25 protein-coding genes are annotated in these 26,089 nt (G+C 66.8%); 12 read left to right on the top strand and 13 right to left on the bottom strand.

Annotation, left to right across the window (positions count from 1 at the left end):
* Nucleotide 1 precedes the first annotated feature (1 nt).
* Nucleotides 2-904: an NAD kinase gene (locus tag DIE03_RS08795; RefSeq protein ID WP_124449387.1), complete on the bottom strand. Its 903-nt coding sequence runs from the start codon at nt 902-904 to the stop codon at nt 2-4.
* A 131-nt stretch (nt 905-1,035) separates the two neighbouring features.
* Here DIE03_RS08795 and hrcA point away from each other — a divergent pair, with 131 nt between their 5' ends.
* The 3 genes from hrcA to DIE03_RS08780 all read left to right on the top strand — a co-directional run bounded on the left by hrcA (nt 1,036) and on the right by DIE03_RS08780 (nt 3,668).
* The gene (gene hrcA, locus DIE03_RS08790) at nt 1,036-2,058 is read left to right on the top strand and encodes a heat-inducible transcriptional repressor HrcA (RefSeq protein WP_011544637.1); all 1,023 of its coding nucleotides are present in this window, start codon (nt 1,036-1,038) and stop codon (nt 2,056-2,058) included.
* Nucleotides 2,059-2,193: 135 nt separating this feature from the next.
* Nucleotides 2,194-3,258, top strand: coding sequence for a ferrochelatase (hemH, locus tag DIE03_RS08785; RefSeq protein ID WP_124449385.1), 1,065 nt, complete (start codon nt 2,194-2,196; stop codon nt 3,256-3,258).
* A 2-nt stretch (nt 3,259-3,260) separates the two neighbouring features.
* Nucleotides 3,261-3,668, top strand: coding sequence for an RNA-binding S4 domain-containing protein (locus DIE03_RS08780; RefSeq protein WP_124449383.1), 408 nt, complete (start codon nt 3,261-3,263; stop codon nt 3,666-3,668).
* Here DIE03_RS08780 and DIE03_RS38185 read toward each other — a convergent pair.
* Nucleotides 3,640-3,801: a hypothetical protein gene (locus DIE03_RS38185; RefSeq protein WP_185658127.1), complete on the bottom strand. Its 162-nt coding sequence runs from the start codon at nt 3,799-3,801 to the stop codon at nt 3,640-3,642. The two genes, DIE03_RS08780 and DIE03_RS38185, sit on opposite strands and share 29 nt — an antisense overlap.
* A gap of 354 nt (nt 3,802-4,155) precedes the next feature.
* Here DIE03_RS38185 and grpE point away from each other — a divergent pair, with 354 nt between their 5' ends.
* From grpE to pabB, 5 genes are all read left to right on the top strand, one after another.
* Nucleotides 4,156-4,701, top strand: coding sequence for a nucleotide exchange factor GrpE (gene grpE / locus DIE03_RS08770; RefSeq protein ID WP_124449381.1), 546 nt, complete (start codon nt 4,156-4,158; stop codon nt 4,699-4,701).
* Between the two features lie 10 nt (nt 4,702-4,711).
* Nucleotides 4,712-5,137: a co-chaperone YbbN gene (locus DIE03_RS08765; protein ID WP_124449379.1), complete on the top strand. Its 426-nt coding sequence runs from the start codon at nt 4,712-4,714 to the stop codon at nt 5,135-5,137.
* 147 nt (nt 5,138-5,284) lie between these two features.
* Nucleotides 5,285-7,237 carry a molecular chaperone DnaK gene (dnaK, locus tag DIE03_RS08760; protein WP_039361356.1) on the top strand — a complete coding sequence of 651 codons (1,953 nt, stop codon included), beginning with the start codon at nt 5,285-5,287 and terminating at the stop codon, nt 7,235-7,237.
* A 266-nt stretch (nt 7,238-7,503) separates the two neighbouring features.
* Entirely contained in the window at nt 7,504-8,640 is a 1,137-nt protein-coding gene (gene dnaJ / locus DIE03_RS08755; RefSeq protein ID WP_124449377.1) for a molecular chaperone DnaJ, read from the top strand.
* 3 nt (nt 8,641-8,643) lie between these two features.
* Nucleotides 8,644-10,509, top strand: a complete 1,866-nt coding sequence (pabB, locus tag DIE03_RS08750; protein WP_124449375.1) for an aminodeoxychorismate synthase component I — start codon at nt 8,644-8,646, stop codon at nt 10,507-10,509.
* 115 nt (nt 10,510-10,624) lie between these two features.
* Here the strand turns inward: pabB and panB are convergent, their stop codons facing one another.
* The 6 genes from panB to hda are packed head-to-tail and all read right to left on the bottom strand — an operon-like array spanning nt 10,625 to nt 15,713.
* Nucleotides 10,625-11,440 carry a 3-methyl-2-oxobutanoate hydroxymethyltransferase gene (gene panB, locus DIE03_RS08745; protein WP_124449373.1) on the bottom strand — a complete coding sequence of 272 codons (816 nt, stop codon included), beginning with the start codon at nt 11,438-11,440 and terminating at the stop codon, nt 10,625-10,627.
* 44 nt (nt 11,441-11,484) lie between these two features.
* Nucleotides 11,485-12,171 carry a deoxynucleoside kinase gene (locus DIE03_RS08740; RefSeq protein ID WP_124449371.1) on the bottom strand — a complete coding sequence of 229 codons (687 nt, stop codon included), beginning with the start codon at nt 12,169-12,171 and terminating at the stop codon, nt 11,485-11,487.
* Nucleotides 12,168-12,710 (bottom strand): 2-amino-4-hydroxy-6-hydroxymethyldihydropteridine diphosphokinase, encoded by a 543-nt coding sequence (gene folK, locus DIE03_RS08735; RefSeq protein ID WP_124449369.1) that lies wholly within the window; start codon nt 12,708-12,710, stop codon nt 12,168-12,170. Before folK ends, DIE03_RS08740 begins: the two co-directional genes overlap by 4 nt.
* A 35-nt stretch (nt 12,711-12,745) precedes the next feature.
* On the bottom strand, nt 12,746-14,284 hold the full coding sequence (gene pcnB, locus DIE03_RS08730; RefSeq protein WP_124449367.1) for a polynucleotide adenylyltransferase PcnB: 1,539 nt from the start codon (nt 14,282-14,284) through the stop codon (nt 12,746-12,748).
* A 5-nt stretch (nt 14,285-14,289) separates the two neighbouring features.
* The gene (locus DIE03_RS08725) at nt 14,290-14,967 is read right to left on the bottom strand and encodes an HAD family phosphatase (RefSeq protein WP_124449365.1); all 678 of its coding nucleotides are present in this window, start codon (nt 14,965-14,967) and stop codon (nt 14,290-14,292) included.
* 11 nt (nt 14,968-14,978) lie between these two features.
* Entirely contained in the window at nt 14,979-15,713 is a 735-nt protein-coding gene (gene hda / locus DIE03_RS08720) for a DnaA regulatory inactivator Hda (RefSeq protein ID WP_059235994.1), read from the bottom strand.
* Nucleotides 15,714-15,963: 250 nt separating this feature from the next.
* Here hda and purM point away from each other — a divergent pair, with 250 nt between their 5' ends.
* Together purM and DIE03_RS08710 are read left to right on the top strand one after the other, a co-directional pair.
* Complete coding sequence (purM, locus tag DIE03_RS08715) at nt 15,964-17,019, top strand: phosphoribosylformylglycinamidine cyclo-ligase (protein WP_006484927.1); 1,056 nt, start codon at nt 15,964-15,966, stop codon at nt 17,017-17,019.
* A gap of 109 nt (nt 17,020-17,128) precedes the next feature.
* Complete coding sequence (locus DIE03_RS08710; protein ID WP_124449362.1) at nt 17,129-17,524, top strand: SgcJ/EcaC family oxidoreductase; 396 nt, start codon at nt 17,129-17,131, stop codon at nt 17,522-17,524.
* A 37-nt stretch (nt 17,525-17,561) separates the two neighbouring features.
* On the opposite strand, the gene tet(64) is transcribed toward DIE03_RS08710, so the two are convergent.
* Nucleotides 17,562-18,755 (bottom strand): tetracycline efflux MFS transporter Tet(64), encoded by a 1,194-nt coding sequence (gene tet(64) / locus DIE03_RS08705; protein WP_124449360.1) that lies wholly within the window; start codon nt 18,753-18,755, stop codon nt 17,562-17,564.
* A gap of 62 nt (nt 18,756-18,817) precedes the next feature.
* Between tet(64) and tetR the strand changes: the two genes are divergently transcribed.
* Complete coding sequence (gene tetR / locus DIE03_RS08700) at nt 18,818-19,450, top strand: tetracycline resistance transcriptional repressor TetR (protein WP_124449358.1); 633 nt, start codon at nt 18,818-18,820, stop codon at nt 19,448-19,450.
* 5 nt (nt 19,451-19,455) lie between these two features.
* On the opposite strand, the gene miaA is transcribed toward tetR, so the two are convergent.
* The gene (gene miaA, locus DIE03_RS08695; protein WP_124449356.1) at nt 19,456-20,433 is read right to left on the bottom strand and encodes a tRNA (adenosine(37)-N6)-dimethylallyltransferase MiaA; all 978 of its coding nucleotides are present in this window, start codon (nt 20,431-20,433) and stop codon (nt 19,456-19,458) included.
* Nucleotides 20,430-22,433 carry a DNA mismatch repair endonuclease MutL gene (mutL, locus tag DIE03_RS08690; RefSeq protein WP_124449354.1) on the bottom strand — a complete coding sequence of 668 codons (2,004 nt, stop codon included), beginning with the start codon at nt 22,431-22,433 and terminating at the stop codon, nt 20,430-20,432. Before mutL ends, miaA begins: the two co-directional genes overlap by 4 nt.
* A 184-nt stretch (nt 22,434-22,617) precedes the next feature.
* Between mutL and DIE03_RS08685 the strand changes: the two genes are divergently transcribed.
* Nucleotides 22,618-23,301 (top strand): DedA family protein, encoded by a 684-nt coding sequence (locus DIE03_RS08685; RefSeq protein WP_124449352.1) that lies wholly within the window; start codon nt 22,618-22,620, stop codon nt 23,299-23,301.
* Between the two features lie 90 nt (nt 23,302-23,391).
* On the opposite strand, the gene DIE03_RS08680 is transcribed toward DIE03_RS08685, so the two are convergent.
* Both DIE03_RS08680 and DIE03_RS08675 read right to left on the bottom strand, forming a co-directional pair.
* Nucleotides 23,392-24,204, bottom strand: coding sequence for a mechanosensitive ion channel family protein (locus DIE03_RS08680; protein WP_124449350.1), 813 nt, complete (start codon nt 24,202-24,204; stop codon nt 23,392-23,394).
* Between the two features lie 428 nt (nt 24,205-24,632).
* On the bottom strand, nt 24,633-25,640 hold the full coding sequence (locus DIE03_RS08675) for a bifunctional 2-polyprenyl-6-hydroxyphenol methylase/3-demethylubiquinol 3-O-methyltransferase UbiG (RefSeq protein WP_185658126.1): 1,008 nt from the start codon (nt 25,638-25,640) through the stop codon (nt 24,633-24,635).
* Nucleotides 25,641-26,089 lie beyond the last annotated feature (449 nt).

The following is a 26,089-nucleotide window of genomic DNA, read 5'->3' as shown; positions in this document are numbered from 1 at the left end:
GTCAGGACGCCTTGTCGTCTTCGTTCGAGGCGTGTTCGTTCCAGTGCAGCTTCTTGCGCAGCGTCGCGTAGTAGCTGTAGCCGATCGGGTGCAGGAACGGCACCGTGTGCTTCGAGCGGCGCACCTCGATCGTGTCGTTCAGTTCGAGCGACGTGAACGACTGCATGTCGAAGTTCACGTTGACGTCGCGCCCGCCGACGATCTGGATCGCGATTTTCGAATCGTCGGGCAGCACGATCGGCCGGTTCGACAGCGCGTGCGGCGCGATCGGCACGAGCACGATGCCCGCCAGCTGCGGATGGAGGATCGGGCCGGCCGACGACAGCGCGTAGGCGGTCGAGCCGGTCGGCGTCGCGACGATCAGGCCGTCCGAACGCTGGTTGTACATGTACCGGCCGTCGACCGACGCGCGCAGCTCGACCATCCCGGAGAAGCCGCTGCGGTTCACGACGACGTCGTTGAACGCAATCGCGTGGTAGATCGGTTCGCCGTCGCGCATGATCCGCGCCTCGAGCAGCGCGCGTTCCTCGCGCTCGAACTTGCCCGACAGGATCACCGGGACGAGCGCCTGCATGTCGGCCGCCGCGATGTCGGTGATGAAGCCGAGCCGCCCGTGGTTGATCCCGATCAGCGGCGTCTTGTACGGCGCGAGCTGACGGCCGATGCCGAGCATCGTCCCGTCGCCGCCCAGCACGACCGCCACGTCGGCGCGCGCCCCGATTTCGGCCGGCGTCAGCGCCGGGTAGCCGGTGATGCCGATCTCGCGCGCGGTCTCGGCTTCGAAGACGACCTCGAAGCCCTGCCCGGCGACGCAGGCGGCCAGCGTGGCGAGCGGCTCGGCGATGTTGGGCGTGTTGCTTCGGCCGACGAGCGCGACGGTGTTGAACTGATTACCGGTTTTCATGCCGGCATTACACCATAGCTCGTTGACGAAAAGAACCGGTTGTGCCCCGGCGGGGCCGGATCGGGCCGGCCCGCGCAACGGTGGGCGACGCCACTCGCCGCGGTCGCGCGGTTGCGCTAAAATTTTCCACCATGCTAGATCCTCGCGCACGAACCCTCCTGAAAACCCTGATCGAACGGTATATCGCCGACGGTCAGCCAGTCGGATCGCGCACGTTGTCCCGTTACTCCGGGCTCGAGCTGAGCCCGGCGACGATCCGCAACGTGATGTCCGACCTGGAGGAGCTCGGCCTCGTGTCGAGCCCGCACACGTCGGCCGGGCGCGTGCCGACGCCGCGCGGCTACCGGCTGTTCGTCGACACGATGCTGACGGTCGAGGCGCCGATCGACGCCGAGGCCGTCGCGCGGCAGGTGCAGAACACGCTGCAGGCCGGCGAGCCGCAGCAGCGGGTGGTCGCGGCCGCCGCGAGCGTGCTGTCGAACCTGTCGCAGTTCGCGGGCGTCGTGCTGACGCCGCGCCGCAGCCACGTGTTCAAGCAGATCGAGTTCATGCGCCTGTCCGACAAGCGCATCCTGCTGATCATCGTCACGCCCGAAGGCGACGTGCAGAACCGGATGCTCGCGACGCCGCGCGACTATTCGCCGTCGCAGCTGACCGAGGCGTCCAACTACATCAATGCGCATTTCGCCGGCCTGTCGTTCGACGAGGTGCGCCGCCGCCTGCGCGACGAGATCGACCAGCTGCGCGGCGACATGACCACGCTGATGCACGCGGCCGTGACGGCCAGTACCGAGGTGCCCGACACCGAGGACACCGTGCTGATTTCCGGCGAGCGCAACCTGCTCGAAGTGGCGGATCTGTCGTCCGACATGGCGCGGCTGCGCAAGCTGTTCGACGTGTTCGACCAAAAGACGGGCCTCCTGCAACTGCTCGACGTGTCGAGCCACGCCCAGGGCGTGCAGATCTTCATCGGCGGCGAATCGACGCTCGTGCCGATCGAGGAAATGAGCGTCGTCACCGCGCCGTACGAGGTGAACGGGCAGATCGTCGGCACGCTCGGCGTGATCGGCCCGACCCGCATGGCCTACAACCGCGTGATACCGATCGTCGACATCACCGCGCGCCTGCTGTCGCTCACGCTGAGCCAGCAATAGCCTGCGATCGGCCGCCTGATCCCGCCCCGTCATCGTGTCGCATTGCCGCACGCGCCGACAGTCGGCCGAACGGCATGGGGCGGCCCGCTATAATTGAGAGCCGTCCGGTCCCGTGCCTCGAGCACGTTCTTGCCCATGCGTTTCGATCTTGAGCCGCCTTCGAGCATCGCGGCCGCCCACCGCATCGGTGTGCTGCTGATCAATCTCGGCACGCCCGACGCACCCACGCCGCGCGCGGTGCGGCGCTACCTGGCCGAATTCCTGTCGGATCCGCGCGTCGTCGAGATTCCGCAGGCCGTCTGGCAGGTGCTGCTGCGCACGCTGATCCTGCCGCTGCGCGGCCGCGCGTCCGCGAAGAAATACGCGGCCGTCTGGATGCCCGAGGGTTCGCCGCTGCGCGTGTACACCGAGCGCCAGACCGACAGCGTGCGGCACCTGCTCACGTCGAACGGCTATCACGTGACGGTCGACTACGCGATGCGCTACGGCAGCCCGAACATTTCGCACGCGCTCGCGCAGTTCAAGCGCGCGGGCGTCGAGCGCGTGCTGCTGATGCCGATGTATCCGCAATACTCGGCGTCGACCACGGCCACCGCCTTCGATGCCGCGTTCGACGCACTCGCGCGCATGCGCAACCAGCCGGAAGTGCGCACGGTGCGGCATTACGCCGACCATCCGGCCTATATCCACGCGCTGGCCGAACAGGTGCGCCAATACTGGGCGCAGTACGGCCGGCCCGATTTCGCGGCCGGCGACAAGCTCGTGCTGAGTTTCCACGGCGTGCCGAAGCGCACGCTCGACCTCGGCGACCCGTATCACGACCAGTGCCAGCAGACGGGCGCGTTGCTGATGGCCGCGCTCGGGCTGTCGACGACCGAATGCCGCGTCACGTTCCAGTCGCGCTTCGGCAAGGCCGAATGGCTGCAGCCGTACACCGCGCCGACGCTGCGCGAGTTCGGCGAGGCCGGCGTGCGGCGGGCCGACGTGTTCTGTCCCGGTTTCACGGCCGATTGCCTGGAGACGATCGAGGAAATCGGCATGGAAGTGCGCGACGAGTTCCTGGCCGGCGGCGGCAAGACCTTCCACCGCATTCCGTGCCTGAACGGCGCGCCCGCATGGATCGGCGCGCTCGGCGAGATCGTCGCCGAGAATCTGCAGGGCTGGCCCGTCAGGGCCGCGCAGCCCGAAACGGTGAACTGATCATGAACTACAAGATTTCCACGGACCCCGGTGCGAAGCTGCGCATCGACAAATGGCTATGGGCGGCCCGCTTCTTCAAGACGCGCTCGCTCGCGACCGATGCGGTCGACAAGGGGCACGTGAAGATCGGCGGTGCGGCGGTCAAGCCGGCCAAGGACGTGCGGGTCGGCGACGAGGTCGAGATTGCGATCGATGGCGTCGTCTGGCACATTGCCGTGCTGGGCGTGTGCGACGTGCGCGGGCCTGCGAGCGTCGCGCAGACGCTTTACGAGGAAACGGAAGCGGGGCGGGCCGCGCGGCTCGCCGAACTGGAGCGGCGCCGCACGTATCGCGAGCCGGCGGCCGAACTGCACGGCCGGCCGACGAAGCGCGACCGGCGCATCATCGACAGATTTTCTGGTGGGAGCTGAACATCTGGTCGAAGGTCGCCCGCGCGCTTCCGTATTCGGTCGTGCGGTCGGTGACGGCTCCGGACAGGCAGATGGTGGTGGTGCCGGCAACGAGTACCAGCGCGACCACCGATATCGCAAAGGTCAGTTTCACGGTACTCCCCTCGGGATCAAGGGTGAAAACGGCGCCAGGTGGATGTCAGGCGGCGGTCAGCTAGGGGTAAACACGCTTTTCCGACGCTTGAGTGGAGTGTAGTGCAGCGGACCTGTGCCAAGCTAGTACTTGCCAGGTAAGCGTTGTTACAGCCGGTTTCGCCCGGACTGGTGGACTATGCGGGCCACGCACCGCCGGGCAGCGCGGTTGTTTCGCGGCGTTGGAGAATGCCGGCGAATAACCCTCTTGAAATTGCAGTTTCCACCCTTATCTGCACCACGAATGTGCGGTGCCGCCGGGTATACGGCCGGCGGTTGCCGATTTGGCTTCAACCTCTAATCGACTTTCAGCGACATGGAAAACACGCAAGAGAACCCGGCTACCCCATCGGCCGAAGACATCGGCAGCGAGAAGCAGGCGGCGCAAGGCGCTGCTCCCGCCGCCGAAGCAGCCGACGCGGCGCTCGCGGAGGCTCAAGCCAAGGTCGCCGAGCTGCAGGAGAGCTACCTGCGGGCGAAGGCCGAGACCGAGAACGTCCGCCGCCGCGCGCAGGACGACGTGTCGAAGGCACACAAGTTTGCGATCGAGAGCTTCGCGGAACACCTGCTGCCGGTGCTGGACAGCCTGGAAGCGGCCGTCAACGATACGTCCGGCGACATCGCGAAGGTGCGCGAGGGCGTCGAGCTGACGCTGCGCCAGCTGACGAGCGCGCTCGAGAAGGGCCGCGTCGTCGCGCTCAACCCGGTTGGCGAGAAGTTCGATCCGCATCAGCACCAGGCGATTTCGATGGTGCCGGCCGACCAGGAGCCGAACACCGTCGTCACCGTGCTGCAAAAGGGTTACACGATCGCCGACCGCGTGCTGCGTCCGGCGCTCGTCACCGTCGCCCAGCCGAAGTAAGGCTGCCGGGATGGTGCCCGCCGGCGTCGATCCGGCCGCATTTGATGCGTTCTACATGCAGGCGCTCGACGCCGGCACGTTCGACGCGGCCATCGACGGCGCGGGCGATGCGCTCGCGGTGGTGTTCTTCTGGGGTGTCGACTGCTTCAACTGCGAGATCGCGAAGAAGGCGATGCTCGCCCAGCCCGACGCAATCCGCGCGCTGGGTTTGAAGTGGTTCCATTGCAACGTGTACGAACACCCTCAGCTGGGGCGCCGCTTCGGGCTGCACGGCGTGCCGACGTGGTTCTTTTTCCACCGCGGCAAGCGGCTGGGCCGCGCGACGGGCTGGCATGGCCTCGCGCAGTTCCAGGCGGCCGTGTCGGCGGCGCGCGCGAAGGTCGCGGCGGCCGGTGGCGATCCGCCGGGCGGCGATCCGCTAGCCGGCGGCGATTGAAAAAATTTAATATCCGCATCGCTCGTCGGGTCTTGAAAACGGATCGGACGGACGCATTTCGGGAACAGAGTTGAATTCTGGCGCGCGAAACCGCCCCAAAACGCAGCGTTTCGCGCAGCAAACAGGCATTTCTGGAGATTAGGAAAAATGGGAAAGATCATCGGTATTGACCTTGGCACCACGAACTCGTGCGTCGCCATCATGGAAGGCAACCAGGTCAAGGTCATCGAGAACTCGGAAGGCACGCGCACCACGCCGTCGATCATCGCCTACATGGACGACAACGAAGTGCTCGTCGGCGCGCCGGCGAAGCGCCAGTCGGTGACCAACCCGAAGAACACGCTGTTCGCGGTGAAGCGCCTGATCGGCCGTCGCTTCGAAGAGAAGGAAGTCCAGAAGGACATCGGCCTGATGCCGTACACCATCATCAAGGCCGACAACGGCGATGCATGGGTCGAGGCACACGGCGAAAAGCTCGCACCGCCGCAGGTTTCGGCGGAAGTGCTGCGCAAGATGAAGAAGACGGCCGAAGACTACCTCGGCGAGCCGGTCACGGAAGCCGTGATCACGGTGCCGGCCTACTTCAACGACAGCCAGCGCCAGGCGACCAAGGACGCCGGCCGCATCGCGGGCCTCGAAGTCAAGCGGATCATCAACGAGCCGACCGCAGCCGCGCTCGCGTTCGGCCTGGACAAGGCAGAGAAGGGCGACCGCAAGATCGCCGTGTATGACCTCGGCGGCGGTACGTTCGACGTGTCGATCATCGAGATCGCGGACGTCGACGGCGAAATGCAGTTCGAAGTGCTGTCGACCAACGGCGACACGTTCCTCGGCGGCGAAGACTTCGACCAGCGCATCATCGATTACATCATCGGCGAGTTCAAGAAGGAGCAGGGCGTCGACCTGTCGAAGGACGTGCTCGCACTGCAGCGCCTGAAGGAAGCTGCCGAAAAGGCGAAGATCGAGCTGTCGTCGAGCCAGCAGACCGAAATCAACCTGCCGTACATCACGGCAGACGCGTCGGGCCCGAAGCACTTGAACCTGAAGATCACCCGCGCGAAGCTGGAAGCGCTGGTGGAAGACCTGGTCGAGCGCACGATCGAACCGTGCCGCATCGCGATCAAGGACGCAGGCGTCAAGGTGTCGGACATCGACGACGTGATCCTGGTCGGCGGCCAGACGCGCATGCCGAAGGTGCTGGAAAAGGTGAAGGAGTTCTTCGGCAAGGATCCGCGCCGTGACGTGAACCCGGACGAAGCCGTCGCAGTCGGCGCGGCGATCCAGGGCCAGGTCCTGTCGGGCGATCGCAAGGACGTGCTGCTGCTCGACGTGACCCCGCTGTCGCTCGGTATCGAGACGCTCGGCGGCGTGATGACGAAGATGATCAGCAAGAACACGACGATCCCGACGAAGCACGCCCAGGTGTACTCGACGGCCGACGACAACCAGGGCGCCGTGACGATCAAGGTGTTCCAGGGCGAACGCGAAATGGCAGCGGGCAACAAGCTGCTCGGCGAGTTCAACCTCGAAGGCATCCCGCCCGCACCGCGCGGCGTGCCGCAGATCGAAGTGACCTTCGACATCGACGCGAACGGCATCCTGCACGTCGGCGCGAAGGACAAGGCGACCGGCAAGGAAAACAAGATCACGATCAAGGCGAACTCGGGCCTGTCCGAAGCTGAAATCGACCAGATGATCAAGGACGCGGAAGCGAACGCAGCGGAAGACCACAAGCTGCGCGAGCTGGCCGATTCGCGCAACCAGGGCGACGCGCTGGTCCACAGCACGAAGAAGGCGCTGACCGAGTACGGCGACAAGCTGGACGCGGGCGAGAAGGAAGCGATCGAAGCGTCGCTGAAGTCCCTCGAAGAAGTGCTGAAGGACACGTCGGCCGACAAGGCCGCGATCGACGCGAAGGTCGAGGAGCTCGGCAAGGTGTCGCAGAAGCTCGGCGAGAAGATGTACGCCGACATGCAGGCGCAGCAGGCGGGTGCGGCCGGCGCGGCCGGTGCAGCTGAAGGCGCGGCCCATGCAGGTGGTGCGCAACAGGCTGCCGACGACGTCGTCGACGCCGAGTTCAAGGAAGTGAAGAAGGACTAAGCCGGGTTCCAATGGCACCGCACGCCGCGCGCGCAAAACGCGCGCGGCGCGACTGACCAGCGGCTGAAAAGCGGTCTGTCTTTCCTTCCGGATGGCCGGATCGACTCCACGCCTGGCGGGCTTCGCGGCCCTCCGGGCACATTTGTTTTTTGGCGGGTGCTGCGCGAGCCGTCCGCGGACGGTGCAGCGCCAGACGAGTCGAGAGACTTTACTGCGGGCGAAAGGAGCCGCCGCGTGCGCGATGCGTGGCGGCACAGTGAATCGATATGGCGAAACGGGATTACTACGAGGTTCTGGGCGTCGCGAAGAATGCGAGCGACGACGAAATCAAGAAGGCATATCGCAAGCTTGCGATGAAGTATCACCCTGACCGCAATCCGGACAGCAAGGATGCGGAAGAGCATTTCAAGGAGGTGAAGGAAGCCTATGAAATGCTGTCGGATGGCCAGAAGCGGGCCGCGTACGACCAGTACGGCCACGCGGGCGTCGATCCGAACATGGGCGGTGCGGGCGCACAGGGCTTCGGCGGCTTCGCGGATGCGTTCGGCGACATCTTCGGCGACATCTTCGGCCAGGCTGCGGGCGGCGCCGCACGCGGCGGCCGCGGCGGCCCGCAGGTGTACCGCGGCGCGGACCTGCGCTACAGCATGGAAATCACGCTCGAGCAGGCCGCGCACGGCTACGACACGCAGATCCGCGTGCCGAGCTGGGTATCGTGCGAGGTCTGCCACGGGTCGGGCGCGAAGCCCGGCACGAAGCCGGAAACCTGCCCGACCTGTCATGGCCAGGGCACGGTGCGCATGTCGCAGGGCTTCTTCAGCATCCAGCAGACCTGCCCGAAGTGTCACGGCACCGGCACCTACATCCCCGAGCCGTGCGTGCATTGCCACGGGTCGGGCAAGGTGAAGGAAACCAAGACGCTCGAAGTGAAGATCCCTGCCGGGATCGATGACGGGATGCGGATCCGCTCGGCCGGCAACGGCGAGCCGGGCATCAACGGCGGGCCGCCGGGCGACCTGTACGTCGAGATCCACATCAAGCCGCACGCGGTGTTCGAGCGCGACGGCGACGATCTGCACTGCCAGATGCCGATCCCGTTCACGACCGCCGCGCTCGGCGGCGAGATCGAGGTGCCGACGCTGGCCGGCCGTGCATCGTTCCCGGTGCCGGAAGGCACGCAGTCGGGCAAGACGTTCCGTCTGCGCGGCAAGGGCATCAAGGGGCTGCGTTCGAGCATTGCGGGCGATCTGTACGTGCACGTGCAGGTCGAGACGCCCGTGAAGCTGACCGACAACCAGCGCGACCTGCTCAAGCAGTTCGAGAAATCGCTGGCCGAGGGCGGCGCGCGTCACAGCCCGCAGAGCAAGAGCTGGTTTGACCGTGTGAAGAGCTTCTTCGAGTAAAGCATGACTGAAGGCAACGAGAGCGCGTCGTTCGCGCTCTTGGACGATTGCGACTCGACCGCGTCCGCGCGGTCGAGTCGTTTGTATTCGGGATTCGTGCGCGAACGCGTGTGCACGGATCCGGCACGGCTCGACGAAATCGATGCGGCGCTCGCGCAGGATCTGCGCGACGGGCTGCATGCGGTCGTCGTCGGCGATTATGAATTCGGACGCAACCTGCAACGAGCGCAGCCGGGCCATGCCCCGCTGCGCTTTTTGCTGTATGCGCGCTGCGAGCGCTTGTCCTGCGACGAGGTCGACGCATGGCTCGCGCAGCAGGACGGCGGCGGTGCGCCGTCGATCGCGGGCGTCGCGCATGTCGCGAAGAGCGTGTCGCGCGACGCGTTCGACGCGGCGATCGCCACGGTGCACGATGCCCTGCGCGCGGGCGATTCGTACCAGGTCAACTACACGTACCGGCTGAATTTCGATGTGTTCGGCACGCCGCTCGCGCTGTACCGGCGGCTGCGCGCACGCCAGCCCGTGCGGTACGGCGCGCTGATCGCGCTGCCCGGCGGCGCGTGGATCGTGTCGTGCTCGCCCGAGCTGTTCGTCGAGAAGCACGGCGACGTACTGCGTGCGCGGCCGATGAAGGGCACCGCGCCGCGCTCGGCCGATCCGCGCGACGATGCGGCGGCTGCCGCGTTTCTCGCGAACGATCCGAAGAACCGCGCGGAAAACGTGATGATCGTCGACCTGCTGCGCAACGATGTGTCGCGGATCGCGCGCACGGGCACCGTCAAGGTGCCGGCGCTGTTTTCCGTCGAACCGTATGCGTCGGTGTGGCAGATGACGTCGACGGTCGAGGCCGGCTGGCGCGACGGCACGACGTTCGCGCAGATGCTGCGAGCGCTGTTTCCATGCGGGTCGATCACGGGCGCGCCGAAGTACCAGACGATGCAGCTGATCGATGCGATCGAATCGACGCCGCGCGGGCTTTATACGGGCGCGATCGGCTGGCTCGACGCGCCCGGCGATCCTGCGGACGGCTGCGGCGACTTCTGCCTGTCGGTTGCGATCCGCACGCTGACGCTCGACGTGGCCGATACCGATATCGACATGGCCGGTTCGGCTACGCGGCACCTTGGGACGATGGGCGTCGGCGCGGGCATCGTGCTCGACAGCGTCGCGGCCGACGAATATGCGGAGTGCGAATTGAAAGCGCGATTCCTGACGGACGCCGACCCCGGCTTCCAGTTGTTCGAAACGACCGCGGCCACGCGTGCGGACGGCGTCCGGCATCTCGACCGCCATCTCGCGCGGCTGCAGCGCAGCGCGGACGCGTTCGGCTTCCGCTTCGACGCCGATGCGTTGCGGCGCGAGATCGACGCGCGCTGCGCAGCGCTCGACGGCGACGACGCGTACCGGATGAAACTCGCGCTCGCGAAGGACGGCACGATCGAGATCACCGCGGCGCCGCTCAAGCCGCTGCCGGCCGGACCGGTCGGCGTGATGCTGGCGTCCGAGCACGGCTTCGCGCCGACCCGTGCGGGCGACGCGCTGCTGCTGCACAAGACCACGCGCCGCGCCGAATACGACCGCGCGTGGCAGGCGGCCGAGGCGCTCGGCGGTTTCGACATGCTGTTCGTCAACGAGCGCGGCGAGGTGACGGAAGGCGGGCGCTCGAACCTGTTCGTGAAGCTCGACGGCCAGTGGGTGACGCCGCCGCTGGCGTCCGGCGTGCTGCCGGGCGTGATGCGCGGCGTGCTGCTCGACGATCGTGCGTTCGGTGCGATGGAGCGCGTCGTGACGCAGGACGATCTTGCGCGCGCGGAAGGGCTGCTGTTGACCAACGCATTGCGCGGTGCGCTCGACGCGGTGCTGAAGTGACGCTGTAACGGAGCGGGCACCGCGCTCGCGCCGGCCGCTGGACTTTCAACGCACCAACAAAAAAGCGCGGCGCCCCGCAAAGGGCGCCGCGCTTTTTCACATCCGACGCGTTACTTCAGAACGAGTGTTCCGGGCCCGGAAACGAGCGATCCTTCACCGCGCTCACGTAGGCTTCGACGGCCGCCTGGATGTTCGGCTGGCCCTGCATGAAATCCTTCACGAAACGCGGCCGCTTGCCGGGGAACACGCCGAGCATGTCGTGCAGCACGAGCACCTGCCCCGAGCAGTCGACGCCCGCGCCGATGCCGATCGTCGGAATCTTCAGCATGTGCGTGACTTCCGACGCGACGAGCGTCGGCACGGCTTCGAGCACGACGAGCTGCGCGCCCGCGTCCTCGACCGCGCGCGCATCGCGCAGCAGCTGCGCCGCGCCGGCTTCGGTCTTGCCCTGCACCTTGAAGCCGCCGAACGCGTGCACCGATTGCGGCGTGAGGCCGATGTGCGCGCACACCGGCACCGCGCGCTCGACGAGGAAGCGGATCGTTTCGGCGAGCCATTCGCCGCCTTCGAGCTTGACCATCTGCGCGCCCGCGCGCATCAGCTTGACCGAGTTCGCGAACGCCTCGGCCGGCGTGCCGTACGTGCCGAACGGCAAATCGGCGACGACGAGCGCACGCGGCTGCGCGCGTGCGACACAGGCCGTGTGATACGCGATGTCGTCGATCGACACGGGCAGCGTGGTCGTGTGGCCCTGCAGCACGTTGCCGAGCGAATCGCCGATCAGCAGCACGTCGGTGCCTGCGCGGTCGAGCAGCGCGGAGAAGCTCGCGTCGTAGCAGGTGAGCATCGCGATCTTCTCGCCGGCGTCGCGCATTGCCTGCAGCTTGGGGACCGTCACGGCAGGCCGGCTCGATTCCTGGAGATAGGTCATGGGGAAATCCGGGTCGATGGGGGAAGAACGACAGGCGGGACGCGTCAGCGCGTCGTCTCGCCCTTGACGAAGAATTCCTTGCGGCCGCGCATCGTCTCGATGCGCTCGACCAGCAGGGCGAGATCTTCGGGGGAATCCAGCGGGTTCAGGTGTTCGGCTGCGACCGTCAGCACCGGCGTGCGGTCGTAGTGGTAGAAGAATTCGTTGTATGCGTCGACGAGCGAGCGCAGGTACGCATCGCTGATCTGCAGTTCCATCGGCAGCCCGCGCTTCTGGATGCGCGAGAACAGCACTTCGGGGCTGGCCTGCAGATAGACGACGAGGTCGGGCGACGGCGCCTGCGGCACGTCGACGTGCGTCGCGACCGAGCGATACAGCTGCCACTCGTCCTCCGGCAGGTTCAGCCGCGCGAAGATGTCGTTCTTCTGCGGCATGAAATCGGCGATGACGGGGCGGCCCGTTTCGAGCGCGCCGATCAGCTCGCGCGCCTGCTGCGCGCGCTGCAGCGCGAACGACAGCTGCACGGGCAGCGCGTAGCGCGCGGTGTCGCGATAGAAGCGTTCGAGGAACGGGTTGTCCTGCGGGCGTTCGAGCAGCGTCTGCATCGACCAGCGCTCGGCGAGCAGGCGCGCGAGCGACGTCTTGCCGACGCCGATCGGGCCTTCGATCACGAGATAGCGGTGCGGGGCGCGCAGGTCGGGGGCGGTGACGGTCAGCGGAGTCGAGTTCATCGGCAGCGGGTCTTGTCGGCGTCTTCGCCGGCAGCGAGTGCCTTCTGCATCAGGCACTGGCAGGTTTGCACCTTCTCGACGCGCTGATCTGCCACGGCGGCGAGGAAGGTGTCGGCGCGGCCGCGCGCGGGAATGTCGAGCAGCGGCTCGATCTCGACGAGCGGCACGAGCGCGAATGCACGGTCGGTGAGGCGCGGGTGAGGGACGATCAGGTCGGGTTCTTCGATCGAATCGGCGCCGAACAGCAGGATGTCGAGGTCGAGCGTGCGCGGCGCATTGCGATAGGGGCGCTCGCGCCCGAAGTGATGTTCGATCTTCTGGCAAAGCGCGAGCAGCTCGCGCGCCGACAGCGTCGTGTCGAGCTTGACGACGCAGTTGTAGTAGTCGTCGCCGCCCGCTTCGAAGGGCGCCGTGCGATACAGGCTCGACTTGCCGAGGATCGAGATGGTGCGCTGCTGCGCGAGGCACACCACCGCGTCCTTCAGGGTCTGGCGCGCATCGCCGAGATTCGCCCCCAGTCCGATATATGCAACCGTCATGGCATCACTTCCTACGTCGTTCGCCGGCGCGCGCGTCAGTCGTCGGAACCGCCCGAGGTATCGGGTGCCTGTTCGGCGGCACCTTCACCCGGCTGGCGGTTTCGCGCACCACCGCGGCGGCGCCGCTTGCGGGGCGATTTTTCCTTCGAACCGCCCTGCGTGAGCAATGCCTCGCGAGCAGCCGCGTCGCCTTCGATGAAATCCGTCCACCACTGTCCGACTTCCGCATCGAGCTCGCCGGATTCGCAGCGTAACAGGACGAAATCATACCCCGCTCTAAACCTTTGGTGTTCCAGCAGCCGCATCGCGCTGCGGCCCGAGCGCTTCTCGAGGCGCAGCTGCAGGCCCCAGATCTCGCGCATGTCGGCCGAATAACGCTTGTGGATCGCGAGTTTCTCGGTCTGCATGTCGAGCACGTCGTCCATCGCGCGATGGAGCGCCGGCACCGGAATCTCGCCTTCGGCCGTGTATTGCTCGAAGCGCTGGCGCATGTCGTGCCACAGCAGCGTCGCGAACAGGAAGCCCGGCGACACCGTCTTGCCGGCGCGCACGCGCGCGTCGGTGTTGTTCAGCGCGAGCGTGATGAACTTCTCGCCCTGCGGCTGTTCGAGCACGACGTCGAGGAGCGGCAGCAGCCCGTGGTGCAGGCCCTCCCTGCGCAGCCGCTGCAGGCACGCGAGCGCATGGCCCGACAGCAGCAGCTTCAGCATTTCGTCGAACAGGCGCGCGGCCGGCACGTTGTTGATCAGGTCGGCGAGCGCGTTGATCGGCTCGCGCGTATGCGGCTCGATCTCGAAACCGAGCTTCGCCGCGAAGCGCACGACGCGCAGCATCCGCACCGGATCCTCGCGGAAGCGCGTGGCCGGATCGCCGATCATCCGCAGCAGGCGGGCGCGCACGTCGGCCATCCCGTCGTGGTAGTCGAGCACCGTCTGCGTCGACGGGTCGTAGTACATCGCGTTGATCGTGAAGTCGCGGCGCGCGGCATCTTCATGCTGCTCGCCCCACACGTTGTCGCGCAGCACGCGGCCGCTCGCGTCGACCGCATGCGTGCGGCGATCGAGTTCGTCGCGCTTCAGGCGCTTCGGCGGCTCGGCTGCGGCCGCCTCGGGCGGCGCATCGACCAGCGCGCGGAACGTCGACACCTCGATCAGTTCCTGGCCGAACTGCACGTGGACGATCTGGAAGCGGCGGCCGATCAGGCGCGCGCGGCGGAACAGGCGCTGGACTTCGGTCGGCGTCGCGTCGGTCGCGACGTCGAAGTCCTTCGGTGCGATGCCGAGCAGCAGGTCGCGTACCGCGCCGCCGACGATGAACGCACGAAAGCCCGCCTGCTGCAGCGTGTCGGTCACGCGCACGGCGTTCCTCGAGATCAGCGCCGGATTGATGCCGTGCACGCTGGCCGGCACGACGGTCGGCTCATGGTTGCTGCGCGGCTTTTTCGCGGCGCCGCCGCGGGCGCCCTTCGGCGCGCGCGGGGCAGCAGGGGCCGCTTCGTCGGCCGGGGCCGTTGCGGGAGACGTTTGCTCGGTTTCGTCCTGGCCGAGCAGCTTGCGGATGAATTTTTTGATCACGACGTTCAGAAGAGATCGAGGATACGCCAGCCGCGGGTGCTTGCATGCGCACGCAGCGTGTCGTCAGGGTTGGTCGCGATCGGGTCGGTGACTTTCTCGAGCAGCGGGATGTCGTTGTGCGAGTCGCTGTAGAAATAGCTGTGCGCGAAGTCGTCCCAGTGCTTGCCGAGCGACGCGAGCCATGCTTCGGTCCGCACGATCTTGCCTTCGCGGTAGCTCGGCGTGCCGGTCGGCCGGCCCGTGTACGGCGAGTCGGGATGCCCGTCGGTCGTCTCGACCTCGCACGCGATCAGCGTATCGACGCCGAACGCGGTCGCGATCGGGCGCGTGATGAATTCGTTGGTCGCCGTCACGACGCAGCACAGGTCGCCCGCATCGAGGTGCTTGCGCACCAGTTCGAGCGCGGCGGGCGTCATTGCGGGCCGGATCACCTCGTGCATGTACTGCTCGTGCCATTCGGCGAGCTGCGCGCGCGAATACTTCGCGAGCGGCGTGAGCATCGCCGTCAGGTATGCGTGGATGTCGAGCCGGCCGGCCTTGTAGTCGGCGAAGAACTGGTCGTTTTGACGCGAAAAGCTTTCCGCGTCGACGATGCCGAGCTTCACCATGAAGCGGCCCCATTCGTGGTCGCTATCGGTCGGGATCAGCGTGTGATCGAGGTCAAAGAGTGCCAGATTAGTCATGGAAGCGCATTTTACTCGAAGCGGTTCGGGCCCGTGCCCGGTGGTGTGATGTCGTCGCCGGGACGCGCGAGCATCCGGCGCAGCAGCGGCAGCGTGACCGCGCGTTTCTGCTCGAGCGAGAAGCGGTCGAGCGCGTCGAGCAGTGCCATCAGGCTCGGCATGTCACGGCGGAAATGGGTCAGCAGGTAGGCGGCGATATCGTCGGTGAGCGCGATCCCGCGCTCCTTCGCGGCGAGCTTGAGCACCGCGATCTTGCCGGCGTCGGACGGCGGCGACAGGTGGAACACGAGCCCCCAGCCGAGGCGCGTGCGGAGATCCTCGCGCACGTCGAGCGCGAGCGGCGCCGCGGGGCCCGCCGCGACGAACGCGCTCGACGGGTGCGCGCGCACTTCGTTGAACAGGTTGAACAGCGCGACCTGCTGCGTATCGCTCATCCGGTCGCAGTCGTCGATCGCGTAGATGCCGATGCGCGGGTCGAACGTGAACGCACCAAGCGGGCTCTGCGGCGTCAGGTAGCGCGCATAGCCGTACGACGCGTCGCTCACGAGCGCCTGCAGCAGGTGGGTGCGGCCGCTGCCGGGCTCGCCCCAGATGTAGAACGACCGGTCCGGCACGGGGCCCGCCGCGAGCGCGAGGTCGAGCTTCTGCAGGCGCGAGATGAGCTCGTCGTTCTCCTCGTTCATGATGAAGTTGTCGAACGTGGCGGGCGGCGGCGTGCCGAGATCGAGCGTCAGTTGACGGGACACAACAGTCACAATGCAGGTCGGTTGAAAATACGCGCGCCGTACGCCGGGCGCGCGCCGGGGGCTGCGGATCCGTGGGCTACACGCGCGGCCGCACGCACGGCGCCGCGCGGGTTTCGGCGCGGTTCGCTCGGCGAGGAAAACGGGGACGTGTCGACCAAGATGCAATCCCTGACGATTCGATACTGGGAATTCCGGCCAACCGGCCGGCTTCGGGTAAAATCGCATTTTACCGACCTTCTCGCATTCCCCCATGAATCCTCCGAAATCCGCTCCCGACGCTCAGGGTCTGTCCTATCGTGACGCAGGTGTCGACATCGACGCAGGCGACGCGCTCATCGACAAGATCAAGCCTTTTGCGAAGAAAACCCTGCGCGACGGCGTGCTCGGCGGCATCGGCGGGTTCGGCGCACTGTTCGAAGTGCCGAAGAAGTACAAGGAGCCCGTCCTCGTATCGGGCACCGACGGCGTCGGCACCAAGCTCAAGCTGGCCTTTCATCTGAACAAACACGACACCGTCGGCCAGGATCTGGTCGCGATGAGCGTGAACGACATCCTCGTGCAGGGCGCCGAGCCGCTGTTCTTCCTCGACTACTTCGCGTGCGGCAAGCTCGACGTCGATACGGCCGCCACGGTCGTCAAGGGCATCGCGCAAGGGTGTGAACTGTCGGGCTGCGCGCTGATCGGCGGTGAAACGGCCGAAATGCCGGGCATGTACCCCGATGGCGAATACGACCTGGCCGGCTTCGCGGTCGGTGCGGTCGAGAAGAGCAAGATCATCGACGGCAGCACGATCGCCGAAGGCGACGTGGTGCTGGGCCTTGCGTCGAGCGGCATCCACTCGAACGGCTTCTCGCTCGTGCGCAAGATCATCGAGCGCGCGAACCCCGATCTGTCGGCTGATTTCCACGGCCGCTCGCTCGCCGACGCGCTGATGGCGCCCACCCGCATCTACGTGAAGCCGCTGCTCGCGCTGATGCAGAAGCTGTCGGTGAAGGGCATGGCGCACATCACGGGCGGCGGTCTCGTCGAGAACATCCCGCGCGTGCTGCGCGAAGGCCTCACCGCCGAGCTCGACCAGAACGCCTGGCCGCTGCCGCCGCTGTTCAAGTGGCTGCAGGAGCACGGCGGCGTCGCCGATGCGGAAATGCACCGCGTGTTCAACTGCGGCATCGGCATGGCCGTGATCGTCTCGGCGGCCGATGCGGACGCAGCGATCGCCGACCTGACCGCCGCCGGCGAACAGGTGTGGAAGATCGGCACCGTGCGTGCGACCCGCGAAGGCGAGGCGCAGACGGTCGTGGTCTGACCGCCGCCCAGCAGATGCAGCAAGGAAAGCCGCCCGGAGTCGATCCGGGCGGTTTTTTTTTCGGGTGCCGCGTGGCATGGGCGCGCGCGCCGATGAAGGAGGGACGACGATGACCGAAGACGAACATGCGATCCGCGCGCTCGTGGAAAACTGGTTCGTGTCGAGCCGGCGCGGCGATCTGGCCACCGTACTCGACCTGATCGCCGACGACGCGATCTTCATGGTGGCCGGCAAACCGCCGTTCGACAAGGCGGCGTTCGCGGCTGCGTCGCGCGACGCGAACGCGGGCGGCGAGCACGCGCCGAAGGTCGACGGCCGCTACCGGATCGACGAGCTGCGCGTGCTCGGCGACTGGGCCTACATGCGCAATTTCATCGAGATCGAGGCGACGCCGCCGGGTGGCGACACGATTCGCCGGTCGGGCCACACGCTGACGATTTTCCGCAAGACCGACGGCCGCTGGCAGCTCGTGCGCGACGCGAATCTCGTGACGCTCGTGCATTGAGCACGGCGGCACGGAGGGCGGTGGCGTTCGCGGATGCTCATGCCGACGGCCGCGGTGCGCCAGCCGGACGCGTGCCGGCCAGCAATGGCGGCACCAGCAGGTAGAGCAGCGCGGCGGCGGCCCATACGAGCCCCGGCCATGTCGTGCGCGTCGCCGCGTAGGTTGCGGTGACGACCAGCGGCCCCGCGACGCCGATCAGGCTGGCGACGCTCGCGAGCGTGCCTTGCAGCTCGCCCTGGCGCGCATCGTCGACCTGCCGTGCGAGCATCGCCTGCAACGCCGGCAGCGTCATGCCGCCGGCCGCGAACAGCGGCAGCAGCGCGAACGGCACCCAGGCGGCGGTCGCGAACGCGATCACCGCGAGCCCGAGCGCGTCGCCCGCGAGGCCCAGCGCGAGCGCGCGGCGCTCGCCGAGCCGCGCGATCAGCGGCCCGATCGCGAACGCCTGCGCAAGCGCGTGGCACGCGCCGTAGCCGGCGAGCGACAGCCCCGCGACGGGCGTCGACCAGCCGAAATGTTCCTGGCCGTACAGGATCCACAGCGTCGCGGGCGCTTGCGACACGAGCGCCACGATCACGTAGATGCCGATCAGCGGCACGAGCGCGGGCGCGCCGCTAAGCCGGCGCAGGCTCGCGAACGGGTTGAGTGCGCCGACCGCGCGACCTTCGCGGGCCGAACGCGGCCGCGATTCCGGCAGCGCGCGCCACACGAGCACGAGATTCAGCGCATTGAGCAGCGCGGCCGCGACGAACGGCGCGCGCAGGTGCAGCGCGCCGAGCAGCCCGCCGATCAGCGGGCCGGCGATGAAGCCGATGCCCATCATCGCGCCGAGCTGGCCGAAGCGCCGCGCGCGGTCGGGCTCGGCCGTCACGTCGGTCACATAGGCGGTCGCGACCGCGACGTTCGCACCGGTGATGCCGGCGAGCAGCCGCCCGACGTAAAGCCATGCGAGTGTCGGCGCGAGCGCCATCAACAGGTAGTCGAGCGCGGCGCCCGCGAGCGACGCGAGCAGCACGGGGCGGCGGCCGAAGCGGTCGCTCAGCGCGCCGAGCAGCGGCGCGCACAGGAACTGCGCGAACGCGTACAGCGCGAGCAGGATCCCGTAGTGGGTATCGGTGCTGCCCGCGCCGGCGAGCGAGCGCAGCAGCCCGGGCAGGATCGGCATCACGATCCCGACGCCGATCGCGTCGAGCAGGACCGTGGCCAGGATGGCAATCTGGGATGGATTCAAGAGTTTCTCTCTATCGATGATAGAGTGCAGAGTATTCCACAGTTTCCCTATCGGTGATAGAGATGAAGGACACAAGCGCGCGGCTGACGCGCGACACGGTATTGCGCGCGGCGCTCGAATTGCTGGACGAGGTGGGGATCGACGGACTGTCGACGCGGCGGCTCGCGGAGCGGCTCGGCGTGCAGTCGCCGACGCTGTACTGGCATTTCAGGAGCAAGGGCGAGCTGCTCGACGCGATGGCCGAGGCGATCATGCTCGAACGCCACGACGGGTCGCTGCCTCGGCCGGGTGACGTATGGGATGCGTGGCTCGCGGAGAACGCGCGCAGTTTTCGTCGCGCGTTGCTGGCCTATCGCGACGGCGCACGCCTGCATGCCGGGACGCGGCCGCGCGCACTGCATTTCAGTTCGATCGAGCGCAAGGTCGCGCTGCTGGGTGAGGCCGGCTTTACGCCGGACGAAGCGGTCGACGTGATGGTGGCGATCGGCCGCTTCGTGGTCGGCTGGGTGCTGGAGGAGCAGGCGGCACCGGACGGCGACGCCGACGCGTCGCTGCCGGATGCGGCCGAGTATCCGCTGCTCGCGAAGGGCTGGGCCGTGCTGCGCGAATGCAGCGGCGACGAAGCCTTCGAGCGCGGCATCGCGTGGATCGTCGACGGCGCGCGAGCGCGCCTCGCGGCGCGTCACGCGGGCTGACGCGTTCAGCCTCCCGGCGTGCCGCCGTCGAGAACGCGTTCGAGCGCGTCGAGCGCGCGGGCCGTCGAGTCGGGCGCGATGCAGTCGACTACGATCCGCTCGGGCATCGCGCGCAGCCACGTGATCTGGCGCTTGCAGAGCTGGCGCGTCGCGAAGATGCCCTTGTCGCGCATCGTCCGGTAGTCGGTGTCGCCGTCGAGGAATTCCCACGCCTGCCGGTAGCCGACGCAGCGCATCGACGGCAGGTCGGGATGGAGATCCTCGCGGCGCCGCAGCCGTTCGACTTCGTCGATGAAGCCCGCGTCGAGCATCGCGTCGAAGCGCTGCGCGATCCGGGCGTGAAGCACCGCGCGATCCGACGGTTCGAGCGCGACCGGCACGAAGCGGTACGTGGCGGCCGCGTCGTCGATGCGGCGCGGCGCGGCGAGCAGCACCGACATCGGTTGCCCGCTCAGCATGAAGATCTCGAGCGCACGCTGGATCCGCTGCGAATCGTTCGGCGCGAGCCGCGCGGCCGTGTCGGGATCGACCTGCGCGAGCCGTGCATGCAGCGCGGGCCAGCCGTCGCGCGCGGCTTCGGCATCGAGTGTCGCGCGCACGTCCGGATCGGCGCCGGGCAGGTCGTTGAGCCCCTGCGTCAGCGCCTTGTAGTACAGCATCGTGCCGCCGGCGAGCAGCGGCGTGCGGCCGCGCGCGATGATCTCGCCGACCAGGCGCAGCGTGTCCGAGCGGAATTCCGCGGCCGAATACGCGTCGGCCGGGTCGATGATGTCGATCAGGTGGTGCGGCACGCTCGCGCGCTCTTCGCGCGACGGTTTCGCGGTACCGATATCCATGTCGCGGTAGACGAGCGCCGAATCGACGCTGACGATCTCGATCGGGCGGCGCGCGGCGAGCGCCAGCGCCGCGGCCGTCTTGCCCGAAGCGGTGGGGCCGAGCAGGCAGGCGATCGTCGTCGGGCTGGACTGCGAAGAAGCGCTCATTGCCCGCGCATGAAGAGACGGTCGAGATCGTTCAGCGTGAGCTGATACCAGGTCGGCCGGCCGTGATTGCACTGGTCCGCGCGTTCGGTCGCCTCCATCTGGCGCAGCAGCGCGTTCATCTCGTCGAGCGTCAGGCGCCGGTTCGCGCGCACCGCATGATGGCAAGCAAGCGTGCCGAGCAGTTCGTGCTGGCGCTCGGTGAGCACGCGCGAGCCGCCGAACGCATGCAGGTCGGCGAGCACCGCGCGCGCGAGCGACTGCAGATCGGCGTCCTTCAGCAGCGCCGGCACCGCGCGGATCGCGAGCGTCGTCGGCGACAGCACCGCGAGGTCGAAGCCGAGCGATTCGAGCGTGTCGCGTTCTTCCTCGACCGTGCCGATCTCGACCGGCGTGGCCGTCATCGACACCGGCAGCAACAGCGACTGCACGGCGACCGTGCGATCCGCGAGCGCGTTCTTGAACTGCTCGTACAGGATCCGCTCGTGCGCCGCGTGCATGTCGACGATCACGAGGCCGTGCGCGTTCTGCGCGAGCACGTAGATGCCGTGGATCTGGCCGAGCGCGAAGCCGAGCGGCTGCTCGTCGTGCGCGGTGGCCGCGATCGCCGATGCGGTGAAGCCCGGCAGCGGCGCGATCGGCGCGTCAAACCCGTCGCGGGCGAGGGTCGTCGTGCCGTCCGGCGTGCCGGCGCCCGTATCCTTGCGGCCGAACAGCGCGTCGTAGAGCGCGAGCGGCTGCGCGACCGGCAGCGTGCCCTGCGTCATCCGCGCCTGGCGCATCCAGGTGTTGCCCGACGACGAGGACGACGACGGCGACGAGAAGCCGCCGCCCATGCCGCCGGTCCCGGTCCCGGACGCGTGCCCCTGGCTCTGCCCGAGCGGCGTGTCCAGGAACGACGACGGCCCGCGCGGCGCGGGTTCGATATGCGCGGCATGGCCGCCCGCCGTGGTTTCCGGCGACGCGCCCGCGTGGCGCGCGAGCGCGCGCTGGACCGCATGGAACACGTACTGGTGGATCGAGCGCGAATCGCGGAAGCGCACCTCGATCTTCGACGGATGCACGTTCACGTCGACGGCTTCGGGCGGCAGGTCGAGGAACAGCACGTACGACGGGTAGCGGTCGCCGTGCAGCACGTCCTCGTAGGCTGCGCGCACCGCGTGCGTCAGCAGCTTGTCGCGCACGAAGCGGCCGTTGACGAAGAAATACTGCTGGTCGGCGCGCCCGCGGCTCGCGGTCGGCAGCCCGGCGCAGCCGTAGACGGCCAGCGGGCCGGCCTGTTCGTCGAGCGGCAGGTGTGCGGTCGCGAAGCTGTCGCCGAGGATCTTCGCGACGCGCTGCGCGGGCTCGGTCGCGTTCCAATGCTCGACGGCCTTGCCGTTGTGCAGCACCGAGATCGCGACGTCCGGCCGCGCGAGCGCCGCCCGGCGGATCATTTCCAGGCAGTGGCCGAACTCCGTCTGCTCGCTCTTCAGGAACTTGCGCCGCGCGGGCGTGTTGAAGTACAGCTCGCGCACCTCGATCGTCGTGCCGGTCGAGCCGGCGGCGGGCGACAGCACGCCCGTCTGCGCATCGATCTTCATCGCGTGCGCGGCATCGGCCGTCCGGCTCGTGATCGACATCTCGGCGACCGACGCGATCGACGCGAGCGCTTCGCCGCGAAAACCCAGCGTCGCGACCGCTTCGAGCTCCTCGAGCGAGCGGATCTTGCTGGTCGCGTGGCGCATCAGCGCGAGCGCCAGCTCGTCGGGCGGGATCCCGCAGCCGTCGTCGGTGATCGAGATGCGCTTCACGCCGCCTTCTTCCAGCACGATGCGCAGCGACGTCGCGCCGGCGTCCATCGCGTTCTCGAGCAGCTCCTTCACGACCGACGCCGGGCGTTCGACGACCTCGCCGGCGGCGATCTGGCTGATCAGCTGGTCGGGCAGGGGCTGGATCGCGCGCAGCGGGCGCGCAGCGGGGGCGGGCGCGGCGCCCGCGGCCGTTTCGGTGATATCGGACATGGCCGAATTATAGCGAGGCCGCGCCCGCGTGCCGGGGCGGCGAACCGTTACGTTTTTTCACGGAGCCTTAAGGTAGTTTCGGTATCATCACGCCAGTGCGCGCGCCGCCTTGGCTGGCGGGCGCCTCCGCCATCTCTGGCCTGTTCCGGCCGTTCCGGCCCTATCGCCTTCGAGGGAATCGCATTTGGATACGCTGCTTCATTTCGTCAACCTTGTCCTGCATATCGACGCCTTCCTCGGCGATTTCATCCGGCAGTATGGCGCGTGGGTCTATCTCGTGCTGTTCCTGATCGTGTTCTGCGAGACGGGGCTCGTCGTGTTCCCGTTCCTGCCGGGCGATTCGCTGCTGTTCATCGGCGGCGCGTTCGCGGCGAGCGGCGAAATGAACGTCGGCGCGCTGATCGTCCTGCTGCTCGTCGCGGCGATTTCCGGCAACACCGTGAACTACCTGATCGGCCGCTGGGTCGGCCCGAAGGTGTTCAATACGCATATCCCGGTGCTCGAGCGCTTCCTCGACCGCGCCGCGCTGCAGAAGACTCACTCGTTCTACGACAAGCACGGCGGCAAGACGATCGTGCTCGCACGCTTCATCCCGGTCGTGCGCACGTTCGCGCCGTTCGTCGCGGGCGCGTCGTCGATGAGCGCCGTGCGCTTCCAGCTCTTCAACGTGATCGGTGCGCTGGTCTGGGTGCTGCTGCTCGTGCTGCTCGGCTATTTCTTCGGCAACATCCCGTTCATCCGCCAGTACCTGAACGTGATCGTGCTGGTCGGGATCGGCGCGGCGATCGTGCCGGTCGCGCTCGGCGCGGCGTGGAAGCTGGTGCGCCGGAAGCAGTCGGACAATGTGCCGAAGGCGGGTGGGCGCTGAGCACGGGCGGTTCCGTTTTTTCGATTCAATAAAAAAGCGTGGCGGGTGCCACGCTTTTTTTTCGTCCGTGCGGTTCGGCTGCTGCTTGCGTTACGCGGTGCGATGCGCGACCGGCGTTTCGGGCGTCGGGTATTGCGCGTCGCGGAACGTCTCGAGGATCACGCGGTTGGTGTCGCAGTACACCTGCCAGTAGTGCTCGGGCGCCGTGGACGGGCGCACGAACAGCAGCGGGCCTTCCGGCGTGAACTGCAGCACGCCGACGTCCGGCGCCGGGGTGGTCAGTACGTTCGGGATCTGCTGGATCGACGACTTCAGGCGGTTGATCGCGTCCACCGCGTCGACGCCGTTCGCGATCTTCGCGGTCAGGTCGACACGGCGGTACGACGTCGCGCTGTAGTTGGCGATGTTGTCCGAGAAGATCTTGTTGTTGCCGACGATCGTGACGATGTTGTCGGCGGTGACGATCGTCGTGCCGAACAGGCCGAGTTCCTTCACCGTGCCGGTGACGCCGCCCGCGTTGATCACGTCGCCGATCTTGAACGGGCGCAGCACCTGCATGAACACGCCGGCGGCGAAATGCGCGAGCAGGCCGCCCCAGGCGGTACCGATCGCGAGGCCGAGGCCGGCGAGCAGTGCCGCGAACGAGGTGGTCTGCACGCCGAAGATCTGCAGGATCGCGAGGATCAGCAGGATCGTCAGCAGCACGCCGACGACGGAGGTCAGGTAGTCGGTGAGCGTCGGGTCGACCTTGCCGCTGCGGCGGACGACCTTGCCGAGCAGGCGGGTAGCGATGCGGATCGCCCAGCGGCCGACGAACCACAATGCAATCGCGGCGAGGAGGTTGAGGCCGAAGTCGAGGCCGCGGGTCATCAGGAATTGCTGGGCGGTGGCGAGATCGATCATGGGGGCTCTTAGTCGGGCAGTATCAATAAATACAGATCATTATAGAAACTTCGTCGTCCTTGGCGCGAGGAACGACGGACGGGAAGGCATTGTTCGAGGTATATCGGGTGCGTTCATACATAGCCCTTGAACAGAAAAATTGCGAATGAGAGGGGCTATTGCGAAGGGCGAGTGCTGCCAATTCCACGTAACAGGGTCGAGTTGCTGACGGTACATTCGAAGCCCGGACGTGTAAGCGAGCGGCAGCAGTCGCCGCATCGTTTCGTTGCGAGGCCCGAATGGTCCGTACGGTCCCGAGCAGATGCCACGCGGAGTGCTGCTACACCGGTGCGCCACGGGTCCGAACTCATCACCATGTGGCGCTGGTGCGTTGCCTCGACGATGTCTGTGTTGCACAGAATTCAATGCCGATTGATGGGTGCGGCAGGTTAGCGGTACATGAACCCATAGACCACGGCTTCCATCGCGCGACTCGCAGGATTCTTGCCGCAAGGATGAATTATCAGTTCACGATCCTTGTTCCTTGGGGCGGTAATGAGGTGGCGCGCCGGCTGCACGGTGGGGAACCATGAGAAGAGGTCGTGGTGCGAAATCTGGGCGCCTCCGGTGATCTGCACGATACCCGACCATCCGTGGTTGTGAAAGATGGGTAGTACCTCGACTGCGTCCGGGAAATTTACCCGGATAGCCCAGTTGCTGCCACGCAGGTGCCAACCATCTTGTCGGGTAGTCAGCGAATGATTTCCTACGTAGCGCACGGCTGCATCATCGTAATTGACGAACGTGTAGGATTCCTTTCGGTAATCGTCGGGCTTGATGCGCCAGTCGAGACTCGGTTCGCTGATCTTGCGAGCCGCGATGAAGAAGTCATGACCTACCTCGGGGTATTCGCTTCCCACCTGCGCGACTCGTATCTCGAATCCTGCATCTTCAACTAGGGCCACCCAGTGATTCGGCCCGAAAAAGTACGGATGCTCCGGGTTGACTTCCCAACCCAATGGCACGGCCATCAACAGATTGCCACCCATTCTGATGATGCGGTTCAGTTCGCGGAATGTGCTGAACAGATCGAAGCTGTGTTCGATGCAGTGCGACGAAAAAACGGCATCGAAGGTCGAATCCGGGAACGAGTACTGATCGTTGTAGCCGAACGCAAAGTGATCGCCAGGAATGCCATAAGTCGCCGCGCTTGCGCGCGAGCCATCTACGGCGCGCTGGTCCACGTCGAGATACCAGTAATCGAATTTGCGACCCGTCAGGTAGTCGAGCAACTTCGGAAAGAGATTGCCGCCGCCGACATCCAGCACTTTCGATCCGTCGCAAATGAACCGGGCAGCCTCTTTCCATCGATCGAGGTAGGCATCGTGTCGCTTCGCGATGTAGGCATCCACATCCCCCTCGCGTTGCTTGACTCCCTCGTACCAGTTGGACGTCATGTCTGCCTGACGTTGGGCGAATGTTTCTCGAGCTAACGCGACTTTGCCTGGGTTGCCAGTCCGTGTGTCTGATCTCATCCGGGGTTTCCTCGTTGTCTTCAGCGTTGGCCAGGAGCTGCTTACTTCCCCATCCAGAATGCGTGTTTACATCCTGTCATTCGTGCGAGTGAGGCATAGTGATTCTGACGTTGTCGGGTGACAGTATATGAAGAAAGTACGAAGCACACCTGCGAAATGACGACGCTCGGGGGCGACCGTCGGCCGACTTTCGCTGCTCCCACATGGCGGTGCTGTGGATGAGCGTGACCTACGCTGGAGGCTCAACTCGATGAGGGCTACGCAAAGTGCCTGGCAGCGCGTCGTGCCTGGAATGGCGGGCAGGAAAAGCGAAGATATGCTGATCGAACCGATCAGCATGCGAGCACACCAGCATTCATTCCTGGCACAAA

This window comes from Burkholderia sp. Bp8992 (assembly GCF_003853705.1).
Classification (GTDB): domain Bacteria; phylum Pseudomonadota; class Gammaproteobacteria; order Burkholderiales; family Burkholderiaceae; genus Burkholderia.
This window is presented reverse-complemented; position numbering and strand designations above follow the sequence as displayed.

Excerpts from the sequence above, each read along its gene's own strand:
- DIE03_RS08795 (WP_124449387.1), bottom strand. The coding sequence starts at position 904 with ATGAAAACCGGTAATCAGTTCAACACCGTCGCGCTCGTCGGCCGAAGC.
- hrcA (WP_011544637.1), top strand. The coding sequence starts at position 1,036 with ATGCTAGATCCTCGCGCACGAACCCTCCTGAAAACCCTGATCGAACGG.
- hemH (WP_124449385.1), top strand. The coding sequence starts at position 2,194 with ATGCGTTTCGATCTTGAGCCGCCTTCGAGCATCGCGGCCGCCCACCGC.
- DIE03_RS08780 (WP_124449383.1), top strand. The coding sequence starts at position 3,261 with ATGAACTACAAGATTTCCACGGACCCCGGTGCGAAGCTGCGCATCGAC.
- grpE (WP_124449381.1), top strand. The coding sequence starts at position 4,156 with ATGGAAAACACGCAAGAGAACCCGGCTACCCCATCGGCCGAAGACATC.
- DIE03_RS08765 (WP_124449379.1), top strand. The coding sequence starts at position 4,712 with ATGGTGCCCGCCGGCGTCGATCCGGCCGCATTTGATGCGTTCTACATG.
- dnaK (WP_039361356.1), top strand. The coding sequence starts at position 5,285 with ATGGGAAAGATCATCGGTATTGACCTTGGCACCACGAACTCGTGCGTC.
- dnaJ (WP_124449377.1), top strand. The coding sequence starts at position 7,504 with ATGGCGAAACGGGATTACTACGAGGTTCTGGGCGTCGCGAAGAATGCG.
- pabB (WP_124449375.1), top strand. The coding sequence starts at position 8,644 with ATGACTGAAGGCAACGAGAGCGCGTCGTTCGCGCTCTTGGACGATTGC.
- panB (WP_124449373.1), bottom strand. The coding sequence starts at position 11,440 with ATGACCTATCTCCAGGAATCGAGCCGGCCTGCCGTGACGGTCCCCAAG.
- DIE03_RS08740 (WP_124449371.1), bottom strand. The coding sequence starts at position 12,171 with ATGAACTCGACTCCGCTGACCGTCACCGCCCCCGACCTGCGCGCCCCG.
- folK (WP_124449369.1), bottom strand. The coding sequence starts at position 12,710 with ATGACGGTTGCATATATCGGACTGGGGGCGAATCTCGGCGATGCGCGC.
- DIE03_RS08725 (WP_124449365.1), bottom strand. The coding sequence starts at position 14,967 with ATGACTAATCTGGCACTCTTTGACCTCGATCACACGCTGATCCCGACC.
- purM (WP_006484927.1), top strand. The coding sequence starts at position 15,964 with ATGAATCCTCCGAAATCCGCTCCCGACGCTCAGGGTCTGTCCTATCGT.
- DIE03_RS08710 (WP_124449362.1), top strand. The coding sequence starts at position 17,129 with ATGACCGAAGACGAACATGCGATCCGCGCGCTCGTGGAAAACTGGTTC.
- tetR (WP_124449358.1), top strand. The coding sequence starts at position 18,818 with ATGAAGGACACAAGCGCGCGGCTGACGCGCGACACGGTATTGCGCGCG.
- miaA (WP_124449356.1), bottom strand. The coding sequence starts at position 20,433 with ATGAGCGCTTCTTCGCAGTCCAGCCCGACGACGATCGCCTGCCTGCTC.
- mutL (WP_124449354.1), bottom strand. The coding sequence starts at position 22,433 with ATGTCCGATATCACCGAAACGGCCGCGGGCGCCGCGCCCGCCCCCGCT.
- DIE03_RS08680 (WP_124449350.1), bottom strand. The coding sequence starts at position 24,204 with ATGATCGATCTCGCCACCGCCCAGCAATTCCTGATGACCCGCGGCCTC.
- DIE03_RS08675 (WP_185658126.1), bottom strand. The coding sequence starts at position 25,640 with ATGACGTCCAACTGGTACGAGGGAGTCAAGCAACGCGAGGGGGATGTG.